Source organism: Paenibacillus oceani (assembly GCF_014705615.1).
Classification (GTDB): Bacteria; Bacillota; Bacilli; order Paenibacillales; family NBRC-103111; genus Paenibacillus_AB; species Paenibacillus_AB oceani.
Map to the genome: position 1 here is coordinate 53,478 of NZ_JACXJA010000031.1, position 24,166 is coordinate 77,643.

Consider the following 24,166-nt stretch of genomic DNA (forward strand, 5'->3'; position numbering starts at 1 on the left):
GCCTACCCCTTCATACTTTCCGAAATGTGGATGCGTCCCGCGCCTGAGATGCCGATCCGTGTCGCGAGAAGCACCGTGCCTATCATCAACAGCGGACTAAGCAGATACGCCGAAAGCGGATTGGCCGTAAACTGAAACGCCGACGCTCCAAAGGAGGAAATCATCGCGCCCGCAAGGCTTTCTCCGAGCGTGTTCGCCAGCAGCGTGCCGAGAACCATTCCGACTATCAGGACGAAGACCGCACGCGAAACATACTGCGCCGTCAGATCCGAGTTGGTAAAACCGAACGCCTTCAAAACGGCAATGGAATATTTGTCTTTCGCGACAAGCATTTTCATAAACAGCAACGTGATCAGCCCTGTTATGATCAGCGCGATTGCAATTGCGGAATAGGCAGCTTTTTCAACCGCGCTTATGGTCGGGCCGTATGTCTGTGCCATATACTCATCGATGTCCGAAACTTTCGCATACTCAAACCTGCCCGCATATTCAGAAACTTTGCTGTCGACCAGGGCTTGATCCGTAAGCTCCGCGCTGATTACGTACCACATGACAGCCGCCGACCGATCGGTGAAGACGGCCTTTGCGGTTTTGCCTCCATTCGTGATGTCGGAGTAAATCCCGCTGATCTTGAGCTTTCGTTCCTTCCCCTCAACCAACAGCGTAAGAGAATCGCCAACCTGCTTCCTTAGCTCACTCGCGTTCATCGCAGAAAGCGCCATTTCGTCTTCCGCGGCAGGCGCTCTGCCCTCGGCATATTGCACCGGGAACACGGAATGGTCGCCAAGCTCAACTTTTAACCTCTCCTCCGAGCCGTCCTCCATCCGGGCTTGGAACGATTGCGTGGTAAGCACGGCATACTTGGAGATCGTGCTGTCGCCGCTCATCGTTTTAACGATATCTGCGGCTTTCTCGGACATCCGGTCGGTCTGCTGAATATCGATGCGCATATCGCTGTTGCCGATCCCCATGTATTGGCTGAAGCTTTTGGAGGATATCGTATGATACAGATTCTGCGGAACGATCATGATAAAGGCCGAGATCATCAGCACCGCCAGATTCGTGACATATAGTTTTTTTCTTGCGAGCACATCTTTGACGCCAAGGAACACATTCGTGCTGAGCAGCCTGTTGCCGCTTAAAGTCAATCGTCTGGCTCCCGCTGTTTGTTCCGGAGAAGTGCCTGCGCGGATCGCTTCGGCGGCGGATATTTTCCGGAAACGTCTCAACACTCCGCTTACATAAGCAAGGACGGCAGCGAATACAAGCAGGATGCCGATCATTCCGAACAGCGAAGCGTAAGAACCCTGTTCGCTCTCCCCCATATTCAGCCGGATATTTTCAAGAAGCAGGTCCTGCAGCAGGAACGCAAGCAGCAGACCAGCGATACATCCGGCCGCCGCAATCACTGTATATTTCGCCACGTAAATCTTCTTAATGTCGGAGAGCCGCAGCCCGATCGCCTTCATCACGCCGATCTCTCGGTAATCGTCTTCGATTTTGGCCAGAAGCGTAAAGCGGATGCACATCAAGGCGATGGCCACGACCAGCACGCTGACTAGAAGGATTACCCCGATCATCATACCGTCGGAAAGGGCGTTAATCGTTCTGAACAGCGGGTATGTAATCGTCGGTCCATTCGCTTCAAGCCCCGAGGACGCATAAGCCGTTTCGAATTCGCCGAGCTTCGACATATCCTTTAAGCGAAATTCGATCAGATACTCGATGTTCCCGAGTCCTTTTAATGCCTCGAAATCGCGTTCGCTGAGCAGAAACCGTTTGGAAGAGGCCAGCGTAGAGTTCATCTGCGAATCCCGGAGGAAACCCGCAACCGTTAATTCGTTGCCGGCAATCATCGCTTTATCGCCAATTTTCGCGGTACCATCCTTCATATAGCTGACCGGAACATACAGCTCACCATCGGATACGCGTATGATGTGCCCCTCAAGGTCAAGCAGATAATCAAACTTCCCGCTCTGGGTGATGAAGCCGTTATCCTGTACGCTGCCTGCCAGCGAACGATCGCCGAATCGGATACGCGAGCCGTCCATGTTCAGAAATTCAACCACTTGAAACTTTTCCACATTGCGGTTCTGTTCCGCAAAAGCGGCCAGCCGCGCACGATCCAGACCGCCCGAATGCATCTGCATAAAATGCGGGGTGACCGCCTTCGTCATCAGCGTATCGATCGCACCCGATAGATGGACGACGAGGATCGCCGCCAGCGATACCAGCATAGCGGCCGCAGCAACAAATAGCATCGTTGTGAATGTGACCAGTTTGCTTGCCGATATATCATTGCGGATTATTCTGTAGTACATAGGTCACCTCTGCCGAGTCAAATTCCAATGGGTTACCGCCGAACCCTTAGCCAAACATGTTCATCGTGTCCATCAGACTTCCGCTCTCCGCACCGAGCAGCCTTTCCACATTGCCTATAAAAGCCACCATCCGCGCAACGCGCTCCTCGTCCGTCATAGCCACGATATCATCATCAAAAACGGTAATCGCATAGATCACAACCATCTCCATACACTCATACGGATACGGTGTGCGGAACATCCCCTGCTCGATGCCCTCGCGGATAATTCCCGTCAGGATCGGTGTCACGCCGTTGATGATGACCTTCTGGATTTTCTGATGCATCAGCGCGTTCTGCGGCTTGTGAATGTGATCCATGATTTCACCGCTGCTTCCGCCGCTTATGTTCAGCGCCGCCACAACCCGGACGATACGCTCGACTATGGGGATGCCCTTGTCTTCGGCTATTTCCCGGGCCGCTCCCAAGAGGCGGGCATTATACCGCTCAATCAGCGCATCCATAATCTCTTCCTTCGACTTGAAGTGATGATACAGGGTTCCCCGCGCAATTCCGACCTTATGGAGAATATCGTTTGTACTTGTGCCGTCAAAGCCCTTCTGACCGAACAGCTCATCCGCCGCGTCCAGAATTTCGTTTCTGCGCTCTTCCGCTTCTTTTACTACTCTCATTTGTATCCCCCCTCACACCGACCGACTGCCTGTCGGTTTAATCGTAACATGTTTTTTAGCAATGTTCAAGCTTTCTCTTCTTCTATAACCGGGCAAGTACGTTGGCAGGATTCAACTGTAGCGCGCCGTCCACTTGCAAGTCCGTTGACGAACGCCTCCCGCCCCCCTCTTCTACGCTGAGGTTCTCTCCACAAGCTTATTTTGCACCTCACACGGTTTTGATGCCTCAGCGTGACATGGTGTGCAGGCAAAAGGACGCTCCATCCACTTCTGCCGTGGTGTTGGAAGCGTCCCTGCCAGCCGCGGGGCACCGTCCGATTAATTCAGATGCTCATAGCCGTCCTCGAACCGCAGCATCCATTCAAAGGAAATTTGCTCCGCCAAATCCCGGTTAAGCTTCAATTCCGGGTAATCTTTAGCAAATTCGATCGTATAAAGCAGCGAATACTGCGTATAGGGCGACGGCTCACCCGCCGTAGCGGTCGGAACGTACCGATCGGGATCGAAGCCTTTGTCGCGGGCGAATTGCTCCAGCGTCACGGAATTGTTGATCTGACCGGAAGCGCGCGCTACTTTGTAATGATCCTCAATCTCCCCGTACAGGCCCGAGCGCGGCGTCGCTTGCTCCGTCACATCGATCTCGTCATATACCTCGCCGCCTTTTCGGATTCGAAGCCATGCCTGCTCCAGCCCGGTTCCCGGTATCCCCAAATCTTTTAATAAAAAGGAAAAGTCCGCATTCAGCCGGTCATTGGAAAGGCCGGTCCCCGTACTCGCCTTGGTCACACGGTTGCGATACATATCGTCCATCAGCGGCAGCCGGCGCGTCTGGGCGTTCAGCTGCTTCTGTCCTGTGCCGCTTCGTTCCCACACGGTCAGCTCGTAATTATGCTCCAGAGACAGTTCCAGCTCGGTTCCATACTGCATGCCCCCTTGAGGCTCCAGCACCGCTTCCAGCGGCTTCACCTGGCCGTCGCCGCGCACAGACACCGCAATGACGGCGGAGGGCGACACTTCCTTCAACGCCACCTGCAAACCAACCTTCGCTTTCTTCTGAGCCAGATCCGCTTCGGTTAATTCATAGTCGAGCCGTTCCACCTTGTCGGCCTGGGCGGTCAGCTCACGGCTGATCCCGTTTACAATCTGGCTTTCCAGCATCTGCACCTGCTGCTGCAGGATGTGGAGTTGCGAGTCTGTCTGGCTGCTCTGGCTGCGAATTTCGCCGTTATGCTTGTATCCGATATATAGAACAGCCAACAAGTTCACGACCAGCAGCGTCACTATCGCTTTGGATTGGTCCATAGCGCCTCCTCCTTGTCTCATGTGATGGGTGCGGAGCGAAAAGAACGGTACGCGCTTGCCCCAGGAAAACTCTTGTCCGGGCTATACAACAACACATTCTGTATCCAGAGTGCCTTATTCTAGCGGCATCCGTCAAACCTTTGGAAGCAGATTTTGCATTCGGATGCGCGCCCGGCGGGCCAGAAGGATGCATGTTATCGTATATTACGCGAAAAAGCACCGGGAGTTTCTAGCTGCCCAGTGCTTCCTTGTATCATTGCGATGACTATGTCGCCATTAGCGTCGTCACCACCCTCCGTTTAGTGGATATCGCGCTTACGGAAGTTGCCGCCTTTCACTTCCGCTATATCATATACGATAATGAACGCTTTATCGTCGATCTCATTAATAATCTCCCTCATTTTGCTTTCCTCAAGCCGGTTGATCACGCATGTGATTTCTTTGAACTGCTCGTTGGAATAACCGCCGTGCACGAATGTGTAGGTGGAGCTGCGCCCCAACCGGTCGCGGATCGTCTCAATCATCTCATCCGCCTGGCTGGTTATGATCTTGTACGTTTTGGAGCCGCTTAATCCTTCTTCCACAATATGAATGACCTTGGAAGCGATAAAATAAGCGATACCCGACAAGATCGCGCCTTGAAGCCCAAATACCGTCGAGACCACTATAAATACGAACAAGTTCAGAAACAAAATCAGATCGCTCGTTCCGAACGGCAGCTTGCGAGCCAGCAGCACAGCAAGCATGTCAATCCCGTCCAACGCACCGCCGTTACGCAGCGCCAGCCCCATGCCAAAACCGATAATAATGCCGCCGACCACGGTAACCAGCAACGTATCCCCCTGCACAATCGTCGGGATATGGTGCATCACCGTCGTACCGATCGCAAGCGATGCGATACCCAGCACCGAGAAAATCGCAAAGCTCTTGCCAATCTGCTTGTAACCCAAAAAAATGAAAGGAATGTTAATCACGGCTATCAGCAGAGCAAGCGGCAGACCGCTCCATTGCGAGCCGACGATGCTCAGGCCGGTCACGCCCCCGTCCGATACGTTGTTGGGGATTAGCACGGCCTCCAAACCATATGCTGTAATAAAACCGCCAATGATTACAGAAACTGCCTTTACGATCTTTCTTCGAATGATTGCTTTCCTGGATACTGCTCCCACTTTAGTTCCTCTCTTCTTTATCGTGTCAAACCGAACCCGGGGAAACGCTAGAATCAGTCTGCCATAGAATGAGATGGTGCCGGCAGTAACCTCGACTCGTCTGAATCCCTATTGTAACGACATAACACAGTTCGTTGTCTTTCAATTTTATTCGACAAACCTGTGCAGCCGCAATATTTTTTGAAAAAAATGTATCGGCCTTCGGGAAATTTTCTTCTATTTGAGTCGAACGTGATTGGATTTTTTTAGTGTGCCCCGAAACGGCTCCCTGAACTCCACCACAACGAAAAAGCAACAACCTGATGCCCGCTCCGCTCCGTGCCGTTCTCTCTTTGTGTCTATTTCCGTTTAATTCTGATCTCCCTATTGGGTTAATAAATGACTTTAGGGGAAGGAGTGCCGCCGTCTGCCTTAAGACATCTTTTACTCGCTTGTCCTTATAGTTATAATGAACATAAATACAGTACGTTACGGAAGGGGCATCGCTATGGGCAAAACGACTAAAGGAATTTGTACCAGCTGCGAAAAAGAAGTTGGCAAAAGCGCCATTGGGAAGCATCTGCAAACTTGTCCCAAACGAGTACTGCAGGACGGAAACAACCGATATTTTCTGATTCGTGTGCAAGACCGCTACTTGCCTAAGTACTGGCTGTACCTGGAAGCAAGCGCTGACGCGACGTTAACCGATCTGGACCATTTCCTAAGGGATCTCTGGCTGGAATGCTGCGGACATCTGAGTCTGTTCATCGTGAGGGATCGTACTTATGGCTCTTCACCGGATGAAGAGTTCGGCGACAAAAGCATGCAGATCCGATTGGGGAAGGTGCTGAAAAAAGACCTGTCTTTCCTGCATGAGTACGATATGGGATCAACGACGGAATTGAGCCTGAAGGTGGTGGAGGAACGTTTAGGAACCAAACACGATTCGCCCGGCATCGAGCTCCTCGCCCGCAACGTAGCTCCCGATATCTCCTGCACCGAATGCGGAGACGCCGAGGCGGAATACATCTGCTCCGAATGCCAATACGAGGAGTCCGGCTGGTTGTGCGATACCTGCGCGGAAAACCACCAATGCGGTGAGGACATGCTCCTCCCGGTCGTCAACTCCCCGCGCACAGGCGTATGCGGGTTTATGGGATAAGAAATTCATGAGAGTGATTTATTAATTTCGTTGAATGCTGAATCGGAAATTGTATAATTGTTATAACAGTTGAATACTATGATAAGGAGAAAATCCAATGAATAGGATGATTGAGATGGAACGAAAAGTTACGAAATTTGGTAATAGTCTAGGCATAACTATGACTGATGCCCTTAAACAAATTGGATTAGAACAAGGAGATACAGTTAGTATCGATGTTAATCAAGCCACTGGAGAGATCATAATTAAGAAATCAACGAAAGTCGCTTTGCCCGAGGGAATCAGCGAGGACTTCATGGATACCCTTACAGATGTAATTGAAAAATACGATCAAACATTGCAAGGTCTTAAAGATAGATGATACCGATCCGTTATTTATCCGTCCAAGAAGTCATAGCCATTAATCTCGCCATGATTAAACGATATAGCCCGGGAGAACTTATTGGGGTAAAAGACCCTGGACTACTCGAATCTGCAGTGCTCCGACCACAATCCTCCGCTTTTGGAGAGGATGCTTACCAAACAATTTTCGATAAATCAGTTGCCTTGTTTGAGTCACTCGGTCAAAACCACCCTTTTCACAACGCAAATAAACGAACTGCTTTCACAGCACTTGTCATTTTTCTACGATTTAACGGCCTGCACTTTAAGATGGACACACGAAAAGCAGAAGACTTTACAGTTGATATGGTAAATCACAGATATGAGTTTCAAGAATTAGTTGCGGTCGTTCAATTCCATTGTATCCAATCGACTGACTCCTAATAAATCAATAGCCTCTCGGAATTAGTCTGGGGTTGAGGAGCAGGTTCGCCGAAAATGTTCGTAATGGAACTGGAAACTGTGGTAAATGAAAGCCAGTTTCAAAAATGGGCAGACTTCGCCAATTTCGCAAACGTGGTTTTCAAAAATTCAGACTGCTGAAGGGCACACCGTGGATTTCAGTTTGTCCCATTCGTCCTTCTGGCTGACGTACCAAGCGTCCACGTGTTGGCAGATCATAATGCCGTAAATGCGCATGTACCACACCAGAGTGGAGCGATGCCGACCGGATTCCAGCTTGTAATCTACTTTTTCCCGCTTGTTGGAGCGTTCAATGGATGTGCGGCGCTTGTAAATCAGCTTCAACTTTTCCGAATCGCGCGGCGTTTTTGGAAACAACCGTGGATCATCGCTGGTTTTGGTGTAGTAGGTGCGCCCGAATTTGGCAGTTGAACAGCTACAGTCGGGAGAGCATCTCCACTTCCGACGATGAAGCTTGCGATCCGTGCCGTTCGGTTTCATTTCCTTTCCCTTCGGGCAAATGGGAATCCCCTTAGGGGAAATTTGAATATCGCTCGCGGTTTTGCTCGCGCTGTTCTTCTTGGAACGAATATTTAAATCAATAAAGGGCTCCATGCCTTGGTGTTCCAAGAGAAGATAGATCGATTCCGCATCATGAGCGGCATCGAGCAACATCTTATCCACCGTGCCCAAAGTGAAACGTTGCTTGAATTCAATCGTGCTCATGACCAGGCTGACAGCATCGTGCCGGGAAGCCGGCTGCAGTCTGGGATACAAGGGCAAATCGTACTTGCTGTCCGCCGCTGAGATCATGTACAGGTGGTACCCGTTGAAGTACTTTTCTCTGGCGCTGTCCCAGCCCGAGTTGCAATCGGGTTGGGAGTAAATACGAGGATGGTTGCATTCGGCTATACCGAGGGCACGACAATCGCAAGTGGATTTGCTCCGGGGATAGGCAGCGGTGATGATCGGTGTGCCATCACCGGCCGCACTAAGCGCCGAAAGATCCCCGAGCAAACCTAAATTCGCGGATACGGAAAGAATCTGGGAATTGGAAGAAGTCGAACAGCCGGTCGGCAGGCTGCGCGGTTTTCTTGTCGGCGTGGCGAATCATCCACTTCACCAGACGCTGAACCCTGCCGGGCGTGGTGGTAGGGGCCTTCTCTCCTTTCTTCTTGCCTTTCTTGGCTTTTCTCTTGCGCCGCTGTGACTGGTGGCATGAGGTTCTTGTCCACAGCAGGCCAAAGGCGGCTGAAGAAGTCGTAGAACGTTCCGACGCCGGGAAGATCGTCTAAGCGGAAGCCGCTCAGAATGGCATAAATCGGTGTGCGTTGCATCTCATTGATCCATTCGGTTAGTCCCATACCCGGGTTAGTCATGAGGAGAATCAGGTAGGAACGCAGTAGGGATGCCGGATCCCGGGGTTTAGGTCCTCGATCCGAGTATTCGCCCGCAAGCAAGGTTGTAAGGGCGGAAAGATCCGACATCCACAGTTTAGCCGCGAGTGGCCAATCCTTGTTGATGAGAACAACGCCGGGACCGAAGGAGTCGCGAAGGTGTTGGAGAACAAAAGCTTGGTAGTCCGAATGTGGAACAAGAACAGGTTTCAAAAAGCAACACTCCAATCGCGAGTAGCAAGGGTCATACCCTTCACGCGATTTTGGAGAATTTTAGGATTTGTCAAGTGTTTTTTTTGAGGAATCCGCCACATTTTGAATATATTTTTTTCAGTTCAAGCTGTGGCTGAAATAAAAAAACCTCCTACGAAAGTGGAGGAAGCAAACAGTCAGGGGTATAGGAAAACCCTTGCCCTGTATGGCTCGGCGAATGCCGAGAGGCTATATCATGCAAAAGAGGACCTTACAAAGTCGCTTTTCTAATGGTATTGGTGGAGGAGAGGAGATTATTCGACAAACTCTTGCTACCGAAACCCATTCGACGACGCAGACCGCAGCGGATGTTTTCGATTGCATGCTTCTGCGCTTCGCTCTGGCCTGAGCGCTCCGCCCCCCTCCTCCCAGTGTCCTCCTTCGAACCGGGTTCTGGCTCCTCAGCCGCCTTTTGTATAAATTAAAAGACACCTCTCGGGTGTCCTTTTAGTCTGTATGGAGGCAACGCGTGGACTAGTAATTCCACCATTCGTCGTGCCACCGAACGTGCTATCGAACGAGCCCAGAACCGAGTAGTTTTTTCTAACGGCAACAGGGATTGCTTAATTTCGATCGTATTTCATATTCGGACCCGGATATATGAATCTCATCGCATGAGGGAAATACCGGTTGAAGAAACGATGATCGTGTACCCCCTCGGGGTCCGTCTCTAGTACGAGATGATCGGCTCCGCCGGGAACCTTATCTTTTAAAATAACGTAGACCTTCTTCGTATGGGAAACCATATACTGCTGCAAGTTGGCCCTCCCTACGCCCTCCTGCTCGCCGACATACAGGTATAAGCGTATTTCATCTTGAGCAAAAGAGTTGTTCTCCACAAACTCCACGATGTTCTCAAACCAAAGTGATGCGGACATTAAAGCGAAACGACCGAAATGTTCCGGCTTTCGAAAAGCCGCATAAAGAGAAATCAGCGCCCCCCAAGGAGCCCCCTGTAATGCCCGTCTGGGATGCGTCGTCCGCAATCCGATACCGTTCCCTGACAAAAGGCTTCACTTTCTCCGTCACGAAGCTTAAATAAGCGTCGCCCTCGCCGCCAAAGTGTTCACCCTTCATTAAAGGCGCCGCCTCCCAAGGCGTATATTCACAAGTACGTTCGACAGGTTCGATGCCGACAAAAATAACTTCTTGCGTCACGCCCCGGGCAAAATCCGCCTCCAGCTCTTCCATCGAGTCCGCAAACAAATAGCTGCCGTCTTGGACGAACACGGCCGGAAACAACGCCGAAGCATCATCAGAATAAGTTGGCGGTGTATAGACGTGGATATTCCTATTCTCAAACTGCCAAGTTTCATGGTTCCCCTGCATGCTTTTATCTCCTCTTATGCTTTTTCTTAATAAAGATCACAATTAACGCCGATCGGCAAAAAGTTCAAGATGCTGACCCGTGGCTTTGTCAAAGGCTAATCCAGGAACGCTGCATGCCAACAGAGTCAGTATTTAGGGAACACAGCGTTGCCACGCCCCAGTCAAAAATGCAATTAATATTGATATTCATTATCATTAAATGATGATAGCATAGAGCTTTCTCTCTGTATATATTCAATGAGCATGAGCACAAGATAAGCGGACTCTATGTAGGTAGTATGAGAAGAGCGGGGTAGTCATCCCCTTACTAGAATTCGACCATCACAACATTAATCAACAGCCTTCCTATGTGGGCAAAGCAAATGCGACGTAACAGAAAAAGGAGCCAAAATCCTACTTCAAGGGGATGGCTCCTTCTTTTTCATGTTCGCGGACAGCTTTTAGAGGCGGCAATATATCGCTCTGAGTTTATCACATATTCGGAAAAGCCTTTATGAACTCTAAATCGCGATCAAATGTCCTATGTAATTCAGACCTGTCATACTGATCCAAGTACGAAATCATAGTCTCTAACGCTGCGATCCGCATCATAGTAGAGATATCACCAAAAGATTCGATATCAATCGATAAGCGCCTTTTCTTCTCCAATTCAATCATTCTTACAATAACTTCTCTAAGCCCCCGTAACGATTTCTCATTCCTAAACATAAACGATCTTTCAAGATCGACATGCTTCAACTCATCCTTGTATTCATCAAGAGTTTAATTCCTCATATCTGCCGCAAAGTCCGCTCTTCTTTGATCGGGCCCCAAACGGAATTTGGTCCTCCAAGCTACAAATGTTTCTTTGGGCACTCCTAACTCCGATGAGCCGTTCCACTGGTCCATATGACGTTCTACAATAAGCTCATGCATGATATCTTTTAATGACCGCCCGTACCTTTCCTCAACCTCTTGTTGATATTCCCTATTTGTTTTCATGAATTCCTTCCTCAGCATTTTTCACTCAAATAGCATTTTCAATGTGAATGTTCACATACTTATTTCTTTTCTTCCCTTCCAGAGCCGCCCAAACAAAACGGATCTCGTTCCCGGCCTCATCTGTGGACCATAGGGCGTTTGGGTCGGCCACAATTGCTCTAAGCCCAACTTTATCTGAATAATCATCCAAGATAGCATCTACAGCACACCCTATGCCCGATTATTATTTTATCACCTCGCCATTAGTGGCAAGAAGTACATTGCGAAGCCCTTCAAATAAATTCACGATCTCCTCCCTACTTACAGCACCATTATAGATTAATTCATTACTGGCTGTACTTATCTTAATAGACAAGATTTCATCCCTGTCAGTGCTTTTTCGACGCTAACGGCATATTTGCGTAGAAAAAATAAACAGAGGTATTTTAGACCAGACCGATGATTATATAGGTCTAACACTTTATGTTCTTTGAACAGAAATAGTTAGTAGAACAAATCAAGTATTTCTTCGGTAAACTATTCCAAATTGGTAGCCTTTATGCGAATATATGAGGAGTATAACTACACAAGAAAATGAGGTATCTACTAGTGGTATTAAGCAGTGAAGAGACAAAAAGGCTAAGGACAATCACACTTATTGCTTTATTTTCAGACGATGATCTGTTAGAAACTTTGGTCTTAAAAGGCGGCAATGCTTTAGAAATTGGTTATGGTTTCAACTCACGAGCATCCATGGATCTCGATTTTTCCATGTCTCAGGATTTTGAAGACATAGGCCTAACTGATCTGGAACAAGTTAAAAACAGACTTGAAAAAGTTCTATCAAACACATTCATTGAATACGGATATCAAGTTTTTGAGGTGCGCATCAAAACTAAACCAAAAAGACTAATCCCAGAAACCCAAGAATTTTGGGCTGGTTATGAAGTCAACTTTAAGATTATTGAACCAGAAAAATTTGAGGCCAATAAAGACAACTTGGTTTGGTTATCTGCTAAAGCAATAGCTACAAGCGAAATGAAAAAGAATATAACAATTGACTTGGGCAGATTCGAATATACTGGCAGCAAACAATTTATTGATAACATTGAGGGATTTGAAGGGTACCTTATCCCTATTTATACTCCCACGTTAATTGTATTAGAAAAATTACGCGCTATTTGCCAACAGATGGAGGATTATTTAGTTCGTATAGGTAAAGACCCCAAATTCGGAAAACCAAGACCTAGGGATTTTTATGATATTTATACCATATTGGAAAGCCCAAAAGTCGAGGTGAATTTTAATGACCCAGAGACTCTGGTCCATCTAACAGAATGTTTCAAGGCTAAACGAGTGCCTATTAATTTGCTTTCTAGAGTTTGGGAAACAAGAAGCTTTCATAAACTTGATGAACCTAGATTAAAGGAAACTATTCAGATCGAAGAGAGCTATCAAGGCTTCGATTTCTATTTTGACTATGTATTGGAACTTCTAAAGCAAAATAATCTTCTTTCCATGGAAGAAACAGCATAAAAAAGGGGCTGTCCAATAAGTCCCTAAAATAAAAAAGTTGGAGGGACCCCATAGAGTGTCCGCTCCAACTTTTTTTGTGGAACTGCTTGTGCAGGAAAGTAGCGAGGCGGATGCCTGCTACTTTCAGAAGATTGTGGGCCAAAGCCACAATCCCAAACTCGACGTAAACCTTTTCCAAACCCCGCAAGGAAAAACGTCGGAACGACCGATTGCCCTTGATGTGACCAAACACGCTCCCCACCTCCACTTTACGCCGAGCATAGATCGCGGATTTTTCGTCATCCTCAAGGGCTGTTTTGGCTTTCGCCTTTAAGTCAGCTATTACTGACTTTCTGGACAGCCTTCTTTTAAATGGAAAAATTTTTGGGGTAATATAACCGCCAGCGTTTAGAATACTCGCGATCGGGAATGTTATAGGTCAAATAAAAATCGTTAAACATTGGAAAAGACTCCATAATTTTTAACGCTGTTTCGCTAAAGCCTGCACATTCCATATAGAATCCAATGGCCTGATGATACGGATATACATATTTCAAGTTCTTCAGATACATTCTCAACTTATTCGCTGAGATTTTGCCTTTGGCGCGTTCATAAATACTTAAAACTTCATATACACCGCCACTGTAATCCGGTCGGACAGCAATATCAATTAATGTTCTTTCCAAATCAGTAACAGCTAACCCGTTAATTTTTTTGACACCTAAATTGTCCGTATATCCACCATTTATAACGTAAATACGCTGCCCTTCGTAATCGAAGAAATTGTTTGTTTTACGCATGGGTTTAGAAAAAGCATTATCAATATTTTCTTGGATCAGCCCCGTGCTCAATGAAGTTCTCCTTCCTTTATCAGATTGCTCTTTATTAATATAAATTGATTTAACATTTTCGTTAGTTAAATCGTGAAAATAAACAGCAGAATAATGGCTTAGATAAACTTTAGGATAAAGAGATAACGCAAGCTCTGTAGGGGTTACTTTCTGATTTCTAAAAACATATCGATAGTTATCAGCTATATAAACTTCTTTTAAAATTTTCTTTTGATTTACAAGAAACTCTAGAAACTCAGATGGAGTAGTTGTTTTAGGAAGTCTCCATTCTTTCTCATATGTCATTAGAACGCCATTTATTTCCGCAAAATTCAGAACTTTTTTTCCAGGCTCATTTAATGCGGCAACTATATCTTCTTGATATAATTCCATGATTTGATAACGGTTTAAACGGCCCATAAGAGGACTCCTTTTTCAAAATGAAAGAATACAATATGGTGTATACACCATATTGTACCGGAATGTTTGTCGAAAGTCAACACCTAAAGGGGTTTTAATCAAAAAAACAACCGAATAGATGGGGTGTATACACCCCATCTTACACCATTTATTTTTCAAAGTCAAATCCTCTCCCACTGCGTTGTACATATAAAATCCCCATTAAACTTGCTGCCGCTGTCCCCTTTTTCCCGTCTCCTGATCGAATTCGTGCAGATAGATGTTGGCTAGTAGCGGCGGACACCCTTGCCCTTGGCTAACAGTTCCTACTGCCAAGCCTGTAGCGGACTTTCACCGCCAAGTTAATCGGTCATGCCGAGCGCACAAAAAAAGCACCCTTAAGGGCCCTTAAGGGGTGCTTTCGTTTGGTATGGAGGCGAGATGCGGATTGCTAAATCCACAATTCGCCATAGCATATTGTTGATGAACAAAATTAATTAATATTTAGGTAACTTAACAAATTATCAAAGCTATTTTTTGCCGATGCAGAATTACTATCACAACTATGCCATGTTTCAAACAATAAAAAGACTAACTGCTCATAAGTAATTCCAAGTTTTCTATGAAATTCCACTAACCAATCATGATGATTTAATCCATCTATCTCCGATAAAACCATATGTATCATATCGAGGCTTCTATTTGATATTTCAGCAAGATATTCCGGTTTGGCATATGCCGAATTCCGAAGTTCCTCCTCAGGGGATTTAACCCCTGGTAAAAAAATGTATGGCCAATTGAACGTTTCATTTACACGTTGTGATTGGTCAGCATCAAACACTCCAATTATTTTTAACCATCCTTCAAATGTGGGAAAGTCATTTAATATACCTTTAATCTTGCTCTCGGAATTAATATCTCTAATCTCTAATTGTGAAACAAGTTGAGGGGCATAACGAGATAACCAGACTTTAGTAAACTCCCGCGCCGCCCTATCTTCAACAAATAATATCCCTAACTTTCTGATAGGGATACCTAAGCTATTCAAATAGGATTGATCTTGTGGAACTATAACCCTAACATTATTTCTTAATCTTGAGACCAATCTAACATGCTTTGGAGGAATCCTACTTAGTATATTGGGAGAATGAGTTGATAAAATAAACCATAGTCCCTTTTCCTCACTAAACTTTGCAAATACGTTTAAAAGAGCTTCCTGTGCATGCGGAGAAAGAAAAGTCTCCGGCTCTTCAATTAACAGTACTGAATTATTGTTTACCCTTTGTAGCTGCCAAAGGATAAACAATACTGAAATCTCGCCAGCCCCCATTAGTTCTGAACCATACTCAACTCCATCACAATTTACCTTAAAATATGGAACAACCTTATCGACTTCTAGTTCCAGTTCATATGTCATAATTGAATTATATGTCTTTCCTATTATGTATGAAGTAAGATTAATTTCTTCGTAAGATGATAGTCTAGGCTCATGTTGATCCAATAATTCCTCTATGTTACGCATATCTTGAAATAAACTGACCATTTCATTACCGTATGTTGAACTATCAATCCAAGCAGAGCTAACTTCGGTCCCCTCTTGAGTTACTTCTATTTTATCTCCAATGACATCAATTCCACGGGAGAAAGATTCATTATTTATTTGTAAATCCCCTAAAATCGAGGAATTTTGAATTTTCAGTAAGTGAATATTAGAATTTTCAATAAAGTTTGGCTGCAACATTCCAAGTATCGCGGATAAAAATGTCGTTTTTCCTGCTCCATTTATTCCACATATTGCAGTTATTCCACCGTTAAAGTTTATATTCCCAGAACCAAGACCAGGGATATTTTCATATTTTATTGAATTAATTTTATTGGGATAGTTTCTATTGTATGTCCTTCGCCAATGATCATTAATTTTTGCATTTCTCATATGAATTTACCCCATATGCCAAAGTTAGTCACTTCATCGATAAGATCATTTAGATCTTTTCTTGTAGACCGAGTTTCCACATTCTTGATTAAATCCCTCAAAGTATCCTCTCTGTGGGAATTCAAAACATTTATCGATATCCCTTTTGATACTAAATACTTATAAAAGAAAATCCATAAAATTAGATCCCTTGTTACAATAGAGCTGACATCCGCCACTCTCGAACTAGCTCTATCATTGAATATCTGCAATAAATGCTCCTCATATTGAGCTAATTCCTGATAGTTGCTACTAAATAAGTTAAATAGAGGTTGTTTATTAACTTGTCTAATGTTTTCGAAATAAGAAATATAGTCGCCTAGTATTTCTATATTACTAAATATAGCTTCCATAGATTCCATCTCTGCGATAAAGCACAACCATGAATATAAAGTTGCCTTATTGAATCTTATTGAAGGATCGAAATACAGGCAGGCTTTGCCAAGTGCCTTTATTGATTCCTGCGCACGTAACATAGCACTATCTTCAAACCTATCTTGTGATCTGTATTTATTAGTTATATCGTTGGCTTTTATTTTTTCATATAAAGTACCAATTTCTAGGGTGTAACACAGTTTTGCAATAATATCATCATAAGCCATTCTTGAATTCGAAAACTTTAATACTTCTTCAGTTAGGCCATATTTATCAAAACTATCAACAAGCTCCTTAATTTGTTGCCTTGCAGGACCAAAAAAGGCATTTCTTTGTTCAGCTGAAGTTAGGTTTGTAGGCTGATTTAATCTAAAAAATAATTCTCCAGGCTCCTCTGGTCTATAATCGGTAATCTTAAACAGTCGGATAGTAAATTGGTCAAATCTTCTACGCCAAACCTCTGGTAATTGTAAATACTTGTACCCATGTATCTCTTGGATATTTCTATCTAATGGTTCAATAAAGCCATCTATAGTAAACTTCCCTTCAACAAAGTCTCTAATAGCCACTAACCTTTGTTGACCATCAAGTACCTCCTGCCGTCTTGTTTCAAATACTTCAACTACATGAATAGGAGGAACATGCCAATCACGTAGGATGCTATCAATTAATCTTTTCTTCTTTATATCGCTCCATACCTCACCCCTCTGAAAATCTGGCTGAAGATCGATATCTCCATTTTTTATTCTTTGTACTATAGTATAAATATCCGGGTCAGACGGAATTAACCTCATTAAAGATTCCCCTCCACTAACAGATACACTATCGAGTACTTGCTACAATACATGAAAAATTATACAACAACTGGTACTCATGATCTAGTAGATGATGTAAATTAAAAATATAGCAAAAATCCACAACCATCAGGTTGTGGATTTGGCTAATGGAGGCGAGGGGAGTCGAACCCCTGTCCGAAGATAACGCCACACCAGCTTCTACGGGTGTAGTGACAGATTTGATGTCACCCTAGAGTCGCCCCGTCACCGGCTACTCTTCAGGTCAGCCTGATTGTCTTCTTCAGCTAGCCCCAGGCGGAGACTAGACAGCGTATCCCACTAAGGTTGAGCCCCTATCCCGGCACATGGGCGATGCAGGGTAGAAGCCGCATCACAGGTTATTAAGCTGCGAAAGCGAGTTTTGGTTGTTGTTTGCCAGTTAAATTGGCGTTCGCGTTGTTGAAGTGGACGCAGCCCCACTACCCGCTACTCATGCTCGAACTATCCCCGTCGAATCCAAAAACGCCCCCGTGATCGGAAGTCTCGTCTGGAACGAGGTGCTTCGCAAGTTCGGCTTGCGGAGCCGAAAACCGACAGCGCATCGTATCGCTGTATACACAGTATATCACATTTGGCTGCTTCCGACACCGCTTCTTGATGGAAACGAAGGTTCACTCTGACAACGATCCCATGAAAAAAACCATGGCGATCTTACCGGCGAATCCCAACGCACCTGTCTGCCTAGCGGGCAATCTTCTGCTTCTCACGCAACGCGCGCTGGATATCGCGCTGAGCATCCCGCTTCGCGTCGCTTTCGCGCTTGTCGAACTGCTTCTTCCCTTTGCCGACGCCGATCAACAACTTGGCATAGCCGTTACGCACGTAGATCTTGAGCGGTACGATCGTGTAACCCTGCTGCTTCGCCAAGCCTAGCAGCTTGTGAATCTGTACCTTCTTCAACAACAGCTTCCTCGCTCGGGTGGGATCGGACGGATTGTGGCGGTTCCCTTGCTCAAACGGGCTGATATGCATATTGTTCACGAACGCTTCGCCGTTACGGATCGTACAGAACGCGTCGGATATGTTGGCCCGGCCGCCTCGCAGCGACTTGATCTCGGTACCGGTCAGTACAAGTCCGGCTTCATACGTATCCTCGATAAAGTAATCGTAGGACGCCTTCTTGTTCTGAGCCAGCTGCTTGCCATCGTTTTTCTTGGTCAATTCCATCCCCTCCTTCCGAGTAAGGAACGGACGAACCTTGCGGTCCGTCCGATACCGTTCGTACTACGCTAGGAATTCATTGTATCAACTTCCCTGCGCAAAATCAATGAGGGGCTACCGCTATAATCATTTTTTCCCGCGCTTTTTGCCGCCTGCCAAAGCGCCGCCTTTCACACCGCCGCCCGGCTTGCGCGACGCGCCAAAGCCGCCTCCGCGCTTACCGCCGCTTCCGCTGCCACCGCCGCGCGCGCTGCCTCCGGTGCCGGTGCGCCCGCGTCCGCCCCGGCTGCCTCCGCCTGCTGCTGCGCCGCGCTTGCCTCCCGGCCGCACATTGGTCCACTCGCCGCCGTCGCCGGTCTCGCTCGCCCGGCCGCTTCCGGCCGCTCCCGCGCCTGCGCCACCTGCTCCCGCACCGCCGCCAGCCCGCGCGCCGCGATCGCCACGCTTGCCTCCGCCGCCGCGGCTAAAGCCCCACATGTCGACGCCGCCCCGTCCGCGTTCGCGGTCCTTGCCTTCGTCGCCGCGCTTGCCCCGTTGTCCGCGGTTCCCGTCGACGAAATTCACCTTTTGCCCGCGCGGCTGCGCATCTACCATTTCAAAATCGATGTTGTGCTCCTCCAGGTTGACCCGGGCTACGCGCACCTTCACTTCGTCGCCGATCCGGTAAATCTTCGACGTCCGCTCGCCGATCAGCGCATGCTGCAGCTCATGATAATGATAATAATCGTCGGACAGATCGCTTAGCCGGATCAGCCCTTCGACCGTATTTTGCAGCTCTACGAAAATACCGAAGTTGGTCACGCTGCTGATGATCCCCTCGAACTCTTCGCCGACCTTGTCCAGCATATATTCGGCTTTTTTCAGAGCCTCGGTGTCCCGCTCCGCATCCGCCGCCAGCCGTTCCCGCTCCGACGACTGCTTCGCAATATCGTCCATCCGTCCGCCCAAATACTCATGACGCAGCTCGCTCAGCGAACCGTTCTCCAGCACCTCGCGGATCACCCGGTGGATGATCAAGTCCGGATAACGCCGGATCGGCGACGTAAAGTGCGAGTAATACTCGGCGGCCAAACCGAAGTGGCCGAGGCTGTTCGCATCGTACTTGGCCTGCTTCATCGAGCGCAGCATCACGGTGCTGATAATCGTCTCTTCCTTCGTCCCGCGAATTTCCTCCAGCAGCGTCTGCAGCGCTCTAGGATGAACCGTATTCCCTTTCCCGCGCACGACGTAGCCGAAATTCGTTATGAACTCCATGAAATGCTGCAGCTTGTCGCCGTCCGGATTTTCGTGAATCCGGTACAGGAAAGGCACCTTCAGCCAGTGGAAATGTTCGGCTACCGTCTCATTCGCGGCCAGCATGAACTCTTCGATAATCTGCTCGGCGATCGAACGGTCCCGTTTGACGATATCCGTCGGCTTGCCGTTTTCGTCCACGAGTATTTTCGACTCCTGGAAATCGAAATCGATCGCTCCGCGTTTCATCCGTTTCCGGCGAAGCTTCATCGCCAGCTCTTCCATCAGCTTGAAGAAATCCACGAGATCGGCATACCGATTGGTCACCTCTTCGTCTTCACCGGCCAATATTTTGCGCACATTCGTATAGGTCATGCGCTCCGTCGTCTTAATCACGCTCGTGAACACATCGTGGCGCACCACATTGGCGTCTGCGTCGAACTCCATCTCGCACGACATCGTCAGCCGGTCCACCTTCGGGTTCAAGCTGCAGATTCCGTTCGACAGCCGGTGCGGAAGCATCGGAATGACACGGTCGACCAAATAAACGCTGCAGCCGCGATTGTACGCTTCCCGGTCGAGCGGGGAGTTCTCGCGCACGTAGTAACTGACGTCGGCAATATGAACGCCCAGCAAATAGTTGCCGTTCGGCAGCAGCTCTACGTTGACCGCGTCGTCGAGATCCTTGGCGTCTTCGCCGTCGATCGTCACAATCGTCCGATCCCGCAAATCCCGGCGTCCGCGCAGGTCGTCCTCGCTGATCGAATCCGGCACGCCTTCCGCCTCGGCGGTCACTTCCTCCGGGAATGCTTCCGGCAGCTGGTATTTGCGGATAATGGACAAAATGTCCACGCCCGGATCGTCCTTATGCCCGAGAATTTCCACAACCCGGCCTTCCGCCGCTGCACGCCCTTGCGGGTACGTGACGATATCGACGACGACCTTCTGACCGGTTACCGCGCCTTCGAAATAATCTTTCGGGATAAAAATATCTTTCGTAATCCGTTTGTCGTCCGGAATAACGAACGCATAACTTTCGAAGCTCTGGAACGTCCCGACGATTTGCTTGATCGCGCGTGTAACGATCCGGACAACTTCCCCCTCCAGCCTGCCTCCGGCCGCACTTTTGGAGGTAATGCGGGCCAGCACGATATCCCCGTTCATCGCCCCGTTCATGTCGTTCGCATGAATATAAATATCCGGATGTTCTTTGTCGTCCGGCAGCAAAAACCCGAACCCTTTGGCGTGAGCCTGAAGCTTGCCCTTCAGCAAATTCATCCGCTCGGGAACCCCGTAGCGCTCCGTCCGGGTGCGAATAATCTCTCCGGCTTCCTCCAACTGATTCAGCAGTTTCAGAAACTGCTTAAACGCATCGGCATCTGCAATCTCAAAATGCTTCTCCAGCTCCTGATACGTCATCGGCTTGTACGCTTTCTCGCGCATAAAATCAAGCAATAGCTCGGCTGTCATCATAAAATCACCTGTTTCCTGTCATTAATTACTCTGTATGTTAGTATTGACGTTTTCGACCCGCTCATCCCCCTAATCATGACGTTCTCCGATAAAGAATGTTCTCTTTGCTTTTACACGATAACCAAGCACTTTAAACATTCGATACAGCTACGGCCAGTTTCCGAAGGAGGGACTGCCTGCGCAGCCGCACCATCTTGGTGGTAGAGACAGCCTATTCCCGGCAACCCGTGCCGCCCGCAGCCTTCGTCCGCTTGTAAGGGCAACCACGATTTGCCAACTAAAAAACAGCAGGAGCTTAGCACCCCTGCTGCGTTCGATGTCGACATTTAAGCTTTTACCACGTATGCTACGATAAGGGACAACAGGAAAAACGATACGGCAAATCCGACCGTTACCCGGGACAGAAGCAATTCCAATCCGCGTGCTTTCTGTTTGCCGAAGAGGTGTTCCGCACCGCCCGAGATGGCACCGGATAATCCCGCACTCTTCCCTTTTTGCAAAAGAACGATAGCGATCAGGCCAATCGATGCGATGACGAGCAAAATTTTCAGAAAAATTTCCACTTGATCCACCTCCAGTTCGAAATCCCTATGTATCTGCGTACATGATCTTACGATCAAATGTTTCAAACCCACAGTACAAAGCAATATTTATTGTATCACAAACGGCTTCCCAAGACAAGTTCATCATCCGGCATTTCACCTCGGAACGAAGCGCGAATCCGCATCTCTGCCTATCCGCCTTGTCTGCAGCCGATTATTGTCGCTCGTTATAGGATCCATGTATGCCGTCACACGCGATAAGCCGAGATCCTTTACGATATGAATCGTACGCCTCATTAATAAACAAACGAAGCTAATCCTTCACATCTTTAAATGATAGCCGAACCCATCTGATCAAACCTGGCTTTCCCAACGGGGAGCCGGCGTTTTACGGGCACGGTTGACCGCCATAAAATCGGCGATCGCTTTTCTGGCGCACAGCAGCGCAAAAATCAGGAACACAATCGCCCACAACATCGCGGGCAGTCCCGTCGAACGGCTTAATCCGCTTGCATCTCCGGCCCGGCTCGGATCAAAAACCGACATGTAGATCAAGTTGATCGGCCCCATGACCGATTCCTCAAGACAGATAAACGAAACGAGCAAATAATAAAACTTGCGCAGAAACGGGAACGGTACGAACATCGCGATCCCATTCACCACGATAAACCCGATCAGCCATACAACGCCGAACGTATTGTTGACGAAAAAGGCGAGCGACAGAACGGCCAGCAGCGACATCGCTACAAAACCAAGCCCCAGCTTTCCCTTCCTGTAGCAGTTGAACAAAAAGACGGCGAACAGCGACGCGGTTACATACCCCGCCAGCCCGAGCGGTATCGTCTTCCACCCTTGCTCGATGTACGAATACGTCACGCCCGCATGATTCGAATACAGCTCAATGTACAGCACCTGGCCGGACAATACCAGCGTAGCGACCGCATGACCGAGCTCATGTACCATCGTATCGACATTGCGAAAAAAAGAAGAAAAGGGGATCCACCCCGTCAGTATGGCTGACCCCACCAAAAACAGTATCGTTGTCATCCACCGACTCATCCGGATCCCCTACTTTCCGAGAGTTACCCTGTACATTCGCTGAATTTACAAGTATTCCGCAGTGCGGGAAAGCTTCTTATTTGAAGTTTTTCAGGTTGTAGAACGATTGGCGTCCCAGGTAACGAGCCGTCGTGCCAAGCTGATCTTCGATGCGGAGCAGCTGGTTGTACTTCGCAACGCGGTCCGTACGGGAAGGCGCGCCCGTTTTGATCTGGCCTGCATTCGTTGCAACCGCGATGTCGGCGATCGTGCTGTCTTCGCTTTCACCGGAACGGTGCGAGATAACAGCCGTGTATCCTGCGCGTTTCGCCATTTCGATCGCGTCGAACGTTTCCGTCAGCGTACCGATTTGGTTGACTTTGACAAGGATCGAGTTGCCGATATTTTCTTCGATACCGCGGGACAGACGCTCGGTGTTCGTGACGAACAAATCGTCGCCCACAAGCTGAACTTTGCCGCCCAGCTTCTCGGTCAGCAGCTTCCAGCCGGCCCAGTCGTCTTCAGCGCAGCCGTCTTCGATCGTCACGATCGGATATTTCTCAGCCCAGCCGGCCAGGAAGTTAACGAACTCTTCCGGCGTGTACGATTTGCCTTCGCCTTCGAGGTGGTACTTGCCGTCTTTGAAAAACTCGGTGGAAGCAACGTCCATGCCGAGGAAGACGTCAACGCCCGGCTTGTAGCCTGCGCGCTCGATTGCTGTAATGATCGTTTGGATCGCTTCTTCGTTGGAGCTCAGGTTTGGCGCGAAGCCGCCTTCGTCGCCTACAGCGGTGTTCAAGCCTTTTTCCTTCAGAACGCTTTTCAGGCTATGGAAAATTTCCGTTCCCCAGCGCAATCCTTCTTTGAAGGACGCAGCGCCTACAGGCAGAACCATGAACTCTTGAACGTCTACGTTGTTGTCCGCATGAGCTCCGCCGTTGATGATGTTCATCATCGGAACCGGAAGCTGCTTCGCGTTGAATCCGCCCAGGTACGTGTACAAAGGCACGTTCAAAGCGTCGGCTGCAGCGCGGGCTACCGCCATCGATACGGCCAAAATCGCGTTAGCGCCCAGCTTCGCCTTGTTCGGCGTGCCGTCCAGCGCGATCATTTTATTGTCAATCGCTACTTGGTCCAAAGCGTCCAGACCGATCAGCTCCGGAGCGATGAGCGTGTTCACGTTGTCTACAGCTTTCAGAACGCCTTTGCCCAGGTAACGGCCTTTGTCGCCGTCGCGAAGCTCTACAGCTTCGTAAGCGCCGGTCGAAGCGCCGGACGGAACGATCGCATGTCCTTTTGCACCGGATTCGAGGTATACTTCCACCTCAACGGTCGGATTGCCGCGGGAATCGAGCACTTCGCGTGCGTAAACGTCGGAAATAATAGTCATGGTTCGTAGACACTCCTTCACTTAGATAAAGTATGTAGCCTGCCGGTGAAGCAGAAGCAGACCGTATAAACGCGAGAC

General features: G+C 48.2%; 21 protein-coding genes and 1 other RNA gene. 4 read left to right on the forward strand and 18 right to left on the reverse strand.

Features of this window, described 5'->3' with window-relative positions; translation table 11 throughout:
• Positions 1-2: 2 nt before the first annotated feature.
• From IDH45_RS21815 to IDH45_RS21830, 4 genes are all read right to left on the reverse strand, one after another.
• A complete protein-coding gene (locus IDH45_RS21815) occupies positions 3-2,321 on the reverse strand; it encodes an ABC transporter permease (RefSeq protein WP_190930257.1) in 2,319 nt (772 codons plus the stop codon).
• 46 nt (positions 2,322-2,367) lie between these two features.
• Positions 2,368-2,991 carry a TetR/AcrR family transcriptional regulator gene (locus IDH45_RS21820; RefSeq protein ID WP_190930258.1) on the reverse strand — a complete coding sequence of 208 codons (624 nt, stop codon included), beginning with the start codon at positions 2,989-2,991 and terminating at the stop codon, positions 2,368-2,370.
• Positions 2,992-3,309: 318 nt separating this feature from the next.
• Positions 3,310-4,293 (reverse strand): hypothetical protein, encoded by a 984-nt coding sequence (locus tag IDH45_RS21825; RefSeq protein ID WP_190930259.1) that lies wholly within the window; start codon positions 4,291-4,293, stop codon positions 3,310-3,312.
• Positions 4,294-4,592: 299 nt separating this feature from the next.
• Positions 4,593-5,462, reverse strand: coding sequence for a YitT family protein (locus IDH45_RS21830; RefSeq protein WP_190930260.1), 870 nt, complete (start codon positions 5,460-5,462; stop codon positions 4,593-4,595).
• Between the two features lie 487 nt (positions 5,463-5,949).
• Here IDH45_RS21830 and IDH45_RS21835 point away from each other — a divergent pair, with 487 nt between their 5' ends.
• The 3 genes from IDH45_RS21835 (at position 5,950) to IDH45_RS21845 (ending at position 7,368) form a co-directional block, all read left to right on the forward strand.
• Positions 5,950-6,603 carry a B-box zinc finger protein gene (locus IDH45_RS21835; RefSeq protein WP_190930261.1) on the forward strand — a complete coding sequence of 218 codons (654 nt, stop codon included), beginning with the start codon at positions 5,950-5,952 and terminating at the stop codon, positions 6,601-6,603.
• A gap of 97 nt (positions 6,604-6,700) precedes the next feature.
• Positions 6,701-6,964: an AbrB/MazE/SpoVT family DNA-binding domain-containing protein gene (locus IDH45_RS21840; RefSeq protein ID WP_190930262.1), complete on the forward strand. Its 264-nt coding sequence runs from the start codon at positions 6,701-6,703 to the stop codon at positions 6,962-6,964.
• Positions 6,961-7,368: a type II toxin-antitoxin system death-on-curing family toxin gene (locus tag IDH45_RS21845; protein WP_190930263.1), complete on the forward strand. Its 408-nt coding sequence runs from the start codon at positions 6,961-6,963 to the stop codon at positions 7,366-7,368. The genes IDH45_RS21840 and IDH45_RS21845 overlap by 4 nt, the downstream gene beginning before the upstream one ends.
• 147 nt (positions 7,369-7,515) lie before the next feature.
• Here the strand turns inward: IDH45_RS21845 and IDH45_RS34210 are convergent, their stop codons facing one another.
• The 4 genes from IDH45_RS34210 to IDH45_RS34740 form a co-directional block, all read right to left on the reverse strand.
• A complete protein-coding gene (locus IDH45_RS34210; RefSeq protein WP_263364852.1) occupies positions 7,516-8,199 on the reverse strand; it encodes a transposase in 684 nt (227 codons plus the stop codon).
• Between the two features lie 206 nt (positions 8,200-8,405).
• Positions 8,406-8,996 carry a hypothetical protein gene (locus IDH45_RS34215; RefSeq protein ID WP_223836866.1) on the reverse strand — a complete coding sequence of 197 codons (591 nt, stop codon included), beginning with the start codon at positions 8,994-8,996 and terminating at the stop codon, positions 8,406-8,408.
• Between the two features lie 602 nt (positions 8,997-9,598).
• The gene (locus IDH45_RS34735; RefSeq protein ID WP_397327100.1) at positions 9,599-9,913 is read right to left on the reverse strand and encodes a hypothetical protein; all 315 of its coding nucleotides are present in this window, start codon (positions 9,911-9,913) and stop codon (positions 9,599-9,601) included.
• Complete coding sequence (locus tag IDH45_RS34740) at positions 9,891-10,364, reverse strand: alpha/beta hydrolase (protein WP_190930264.1); 474 nt, start codon at positions 10,362-10,364, stop codon at positions 9,891-9,893. Before IDH45_RS34740 ends, IDH45_RS34735 begins: the two co-directional genes overlap by 23 nt.
• 1,569 nt (positions 10,365-11,933) lie before the next feature.
• On the opposite strand from IDH45_RS34740, the gene IDH45_RS21865 reads away from it, so the two are divergent.
• A complete protein-coding gene (locus IDH45_RS21865) occupies positions 11,934-12,860 on the forward strand; it encodes a nucleotidyl transferase AbiEii/AbiGii toxin family protein (RefSeq protein WP_190930265.1) in 927 nt (308 codons plus the stop codon).
• Here IDH45_RS21865 and IDH45_RS35310 read toward each other — a convergent pair.
• The 10 genes from IDH45_RS35310 to eno all read right to left on the reverse strand — a co-directional run bounded on the left by IDH45_RS35310 (position 12,757) and on the right by eno (position 24,088).
• The gene (locus IDH45_RS35310) at positions 12,757-13,275 is read right to left on the reverse strand and encodes a transposase (RefSeq protein WP_190930310.1); all 519 of its coding nucleotides are present in this window, start codon (positions 13,273-13,275) and stop codon (positions 12,757-12,759) included. The two genes, IDH45_RS21865 and IDH45_RS35310, sit on opposite strands and share 104 nt — an antisense overlap.
• Entirely contained in the window at positions 13,208-14,089 is an 882-nt protein-coding gene (locus IDH45_RS21875; protein ID WP_190930266.1) for a type IV toxin-antitoxin system AbiEi family antitoxin domain-containing protein, read from the reverse strand. The genes IDH45_RS35310 and IDH45_RS21875 overlap by 68 nt, the downstream gene beginning before the upstream one ends.
• A 472-nt stretch (positions 14,090-14,561) precedes the next feature.
• Positions 14,562-16,001, reverse strand: a complete 1,440-nt coding sequence (locus IDH45_RS21880; protein ID WP_190930267.1) for an ATP-dependent nuclease — start codon at positions 15,999-16,001, stop codon at positions 14,562-14,564.
• Positions 15,998-17,209, reverse strand: coding sequence for a DUF262 domain-containing protein (locus IDH45_RS21885; RefSeq protein ID WP_190930268.1), 1,212 nt, complete (start codon positions 17,207-17,209; stop codon positions 15,998-16,000). The genes IDH45_RS21880 and IDH45_RS21885 overlap by 4 nt, the downstream gene beginning before the upstream one ends.
• 147 nt (positions 17,210-17,356) lie before the next feature.
• Positions 17,357-17,721: a transfer-messenger RNA gene (gene ssrA / locus IDH45_RS21890) on the reverse strand.
• Positions 17,722-17,932: 211 nt separating this feature from the next.
• Entirely contained in the window at positions 17,933-18,412 is a 480-nt protein-coding gene (gene smpB, locus IDH45_RS21895; protein ID WP_317891258.1) for an SsrA-binding protein SmpB, read from the reverse strand.
• Positions 18,413-18,538: 126 nt separating this feature from the next.
• The gene (rnr, locus tag IDH45_RS21900; RefSeq protein WP_190930270.1) at positions 18,539-21,118 is read right to left on the reverse strand and encodes a ribonuclease R; all 2,580 of its coding nucleotides are present in this window, start codon (positions 21,116-21,118) and stop codon (positions 18,539-18,541) included.
• Positions 21,119-21,444: 326 nt separating this feature from the next.
• A complete protein-coding gene (gene secG, locus IDH45_RS21905; protein ID WP_190930271.1) occupies positions 21,445-21,681 on the reverse strand; it encodes a preprotein translocase subunit SecG in 237 nt (78 codons plus the stop codon).
• Positions 21,682-22,014: 333 nt separating this feature from the next.
• Positions 22,015-22,707: a M50 family metallopeptidase gene (locus IDH45_RS21910; protein WP_223836868.1), complete on the reverse strand. Its 693-nt coding sequence runs from the start codon at positions 22,705-22,707 to the stop codon at positions 22,015-22,017.
• Positions 22,708-22,795: 88 nt separating this feature from the next.
• Positions 22,796-24,088: a phosphopyruvate hydratase gene (eno, locus tag IDH45_RS21915; RefSeq protein WP_190930273.1), complete on the reverse strand. Its 1,293-nt coding sequence runs from the start codon at positions 24,086-24,088 to the stop codon at positions 22,796-22,798.
• Positions 24,089-24,166 lie beyond the last annotated feature (78 nt).

Coding starts and splice junctions, on each gene's coding strand:
- IDH45_RS21815 (WP_190930257.1), bottom strand. CDS start 2,321: ATGTACTACAGAATAATCCGCAATGATATATCGGCAAGCAAACTGGTC.
- IDH45_RS21820 (WP_190930258.1), bottom strand. CDS start 2,991: ATGAGAGTAGTAAAAGAAGCGGAAGAGCGCAGAAACGAAATTCTGGAC.
- IDH45_RS21825 (WP_190930259.1), bottom strand. CDS start 4,293: ATGGACCAATCCAAAGCGATAGTGACGCTGCTGGTCGTGAACTTGTTG.
- IDH45_RS21835 (WP_190930261.1), top strand. CDS start 5,950: ATGGGCAAAACGACTAAAGGAATTTGTACCAGCTGCGAAAAAGAAGTT.
- IDH45_RS21840 (WP_190930262.1), top strand. CDS start 6,701: ATGAATAGGATGATTGAGATGGAACGAAAAGTTACGAAATTTGGTAAT.
- IDH45_RS21845 (WP_190930263.1), top strand. CDS start 6,961: ATGATACCGATCCGTTATTTATCCGTCCAAGAAGTCATAGCCATTAAT.
- IDH45_RS34210 (WP_263364852.1), bottom strand. CDS start 8,199: ATGATCTCAGCGGCGGACAGCAAGTACGATTTGCCCTTGTATCCCAGA.
- IDH45_RS34735 (WP_397327100.1), bottom strand. CDS start 9,913: ATGTCCGCATCACTTTGGTTTGAGAACATCGTGGAGTTTGTGGAGAAC.
- IDH45_RS34740 (WP_190930264.1), bottom strand. CDS start 10,364: ATGCAGGGGAACCATGAAACTTGGCAGTTTGAGAATAGGAATATCCAC.
- IDH45_RS21875 (WP_190930266.1), bottom strand. CDS start 14,089: ATGGGCCGTTTAAACCGTTATCAAATCATGGAATTATATCAAGAAGAT.
- IDH45_RS21880 (WP_190930267.1), bottom strand. CDS start 16,001: ATGAGAAATGCAAAAATTAATGATCATTGGCGAAGGACATACAATAGA.
- IDH45_RS21885 (WP_190930268.1), bottom strand. CDS start 17,209: ATGAGGTTAATTCCGTCTGACCCGGATATTTATACTATAGTACAAAGA.
- rnr (WP_190930270.1), bottom strand. CDS start 21,118: ATGATGACAGCCGAGCTATTGCTTGATTTTATGCGCGAGAAAGCGTAC.
- IDH45_RS21910 (WP_223836868.1), bottom strand. CDS start 22,707: ATGACAACGATACTGTTTTTGGTGGGGTCAGCCATACTGACGGGGTGG.
- eno (WP_190930273.1), bottom strand. CDS start 24,088: ATGACTATTATTTCCGACGTTTACGCACGCGAAGTGCTCGATTCCCGC.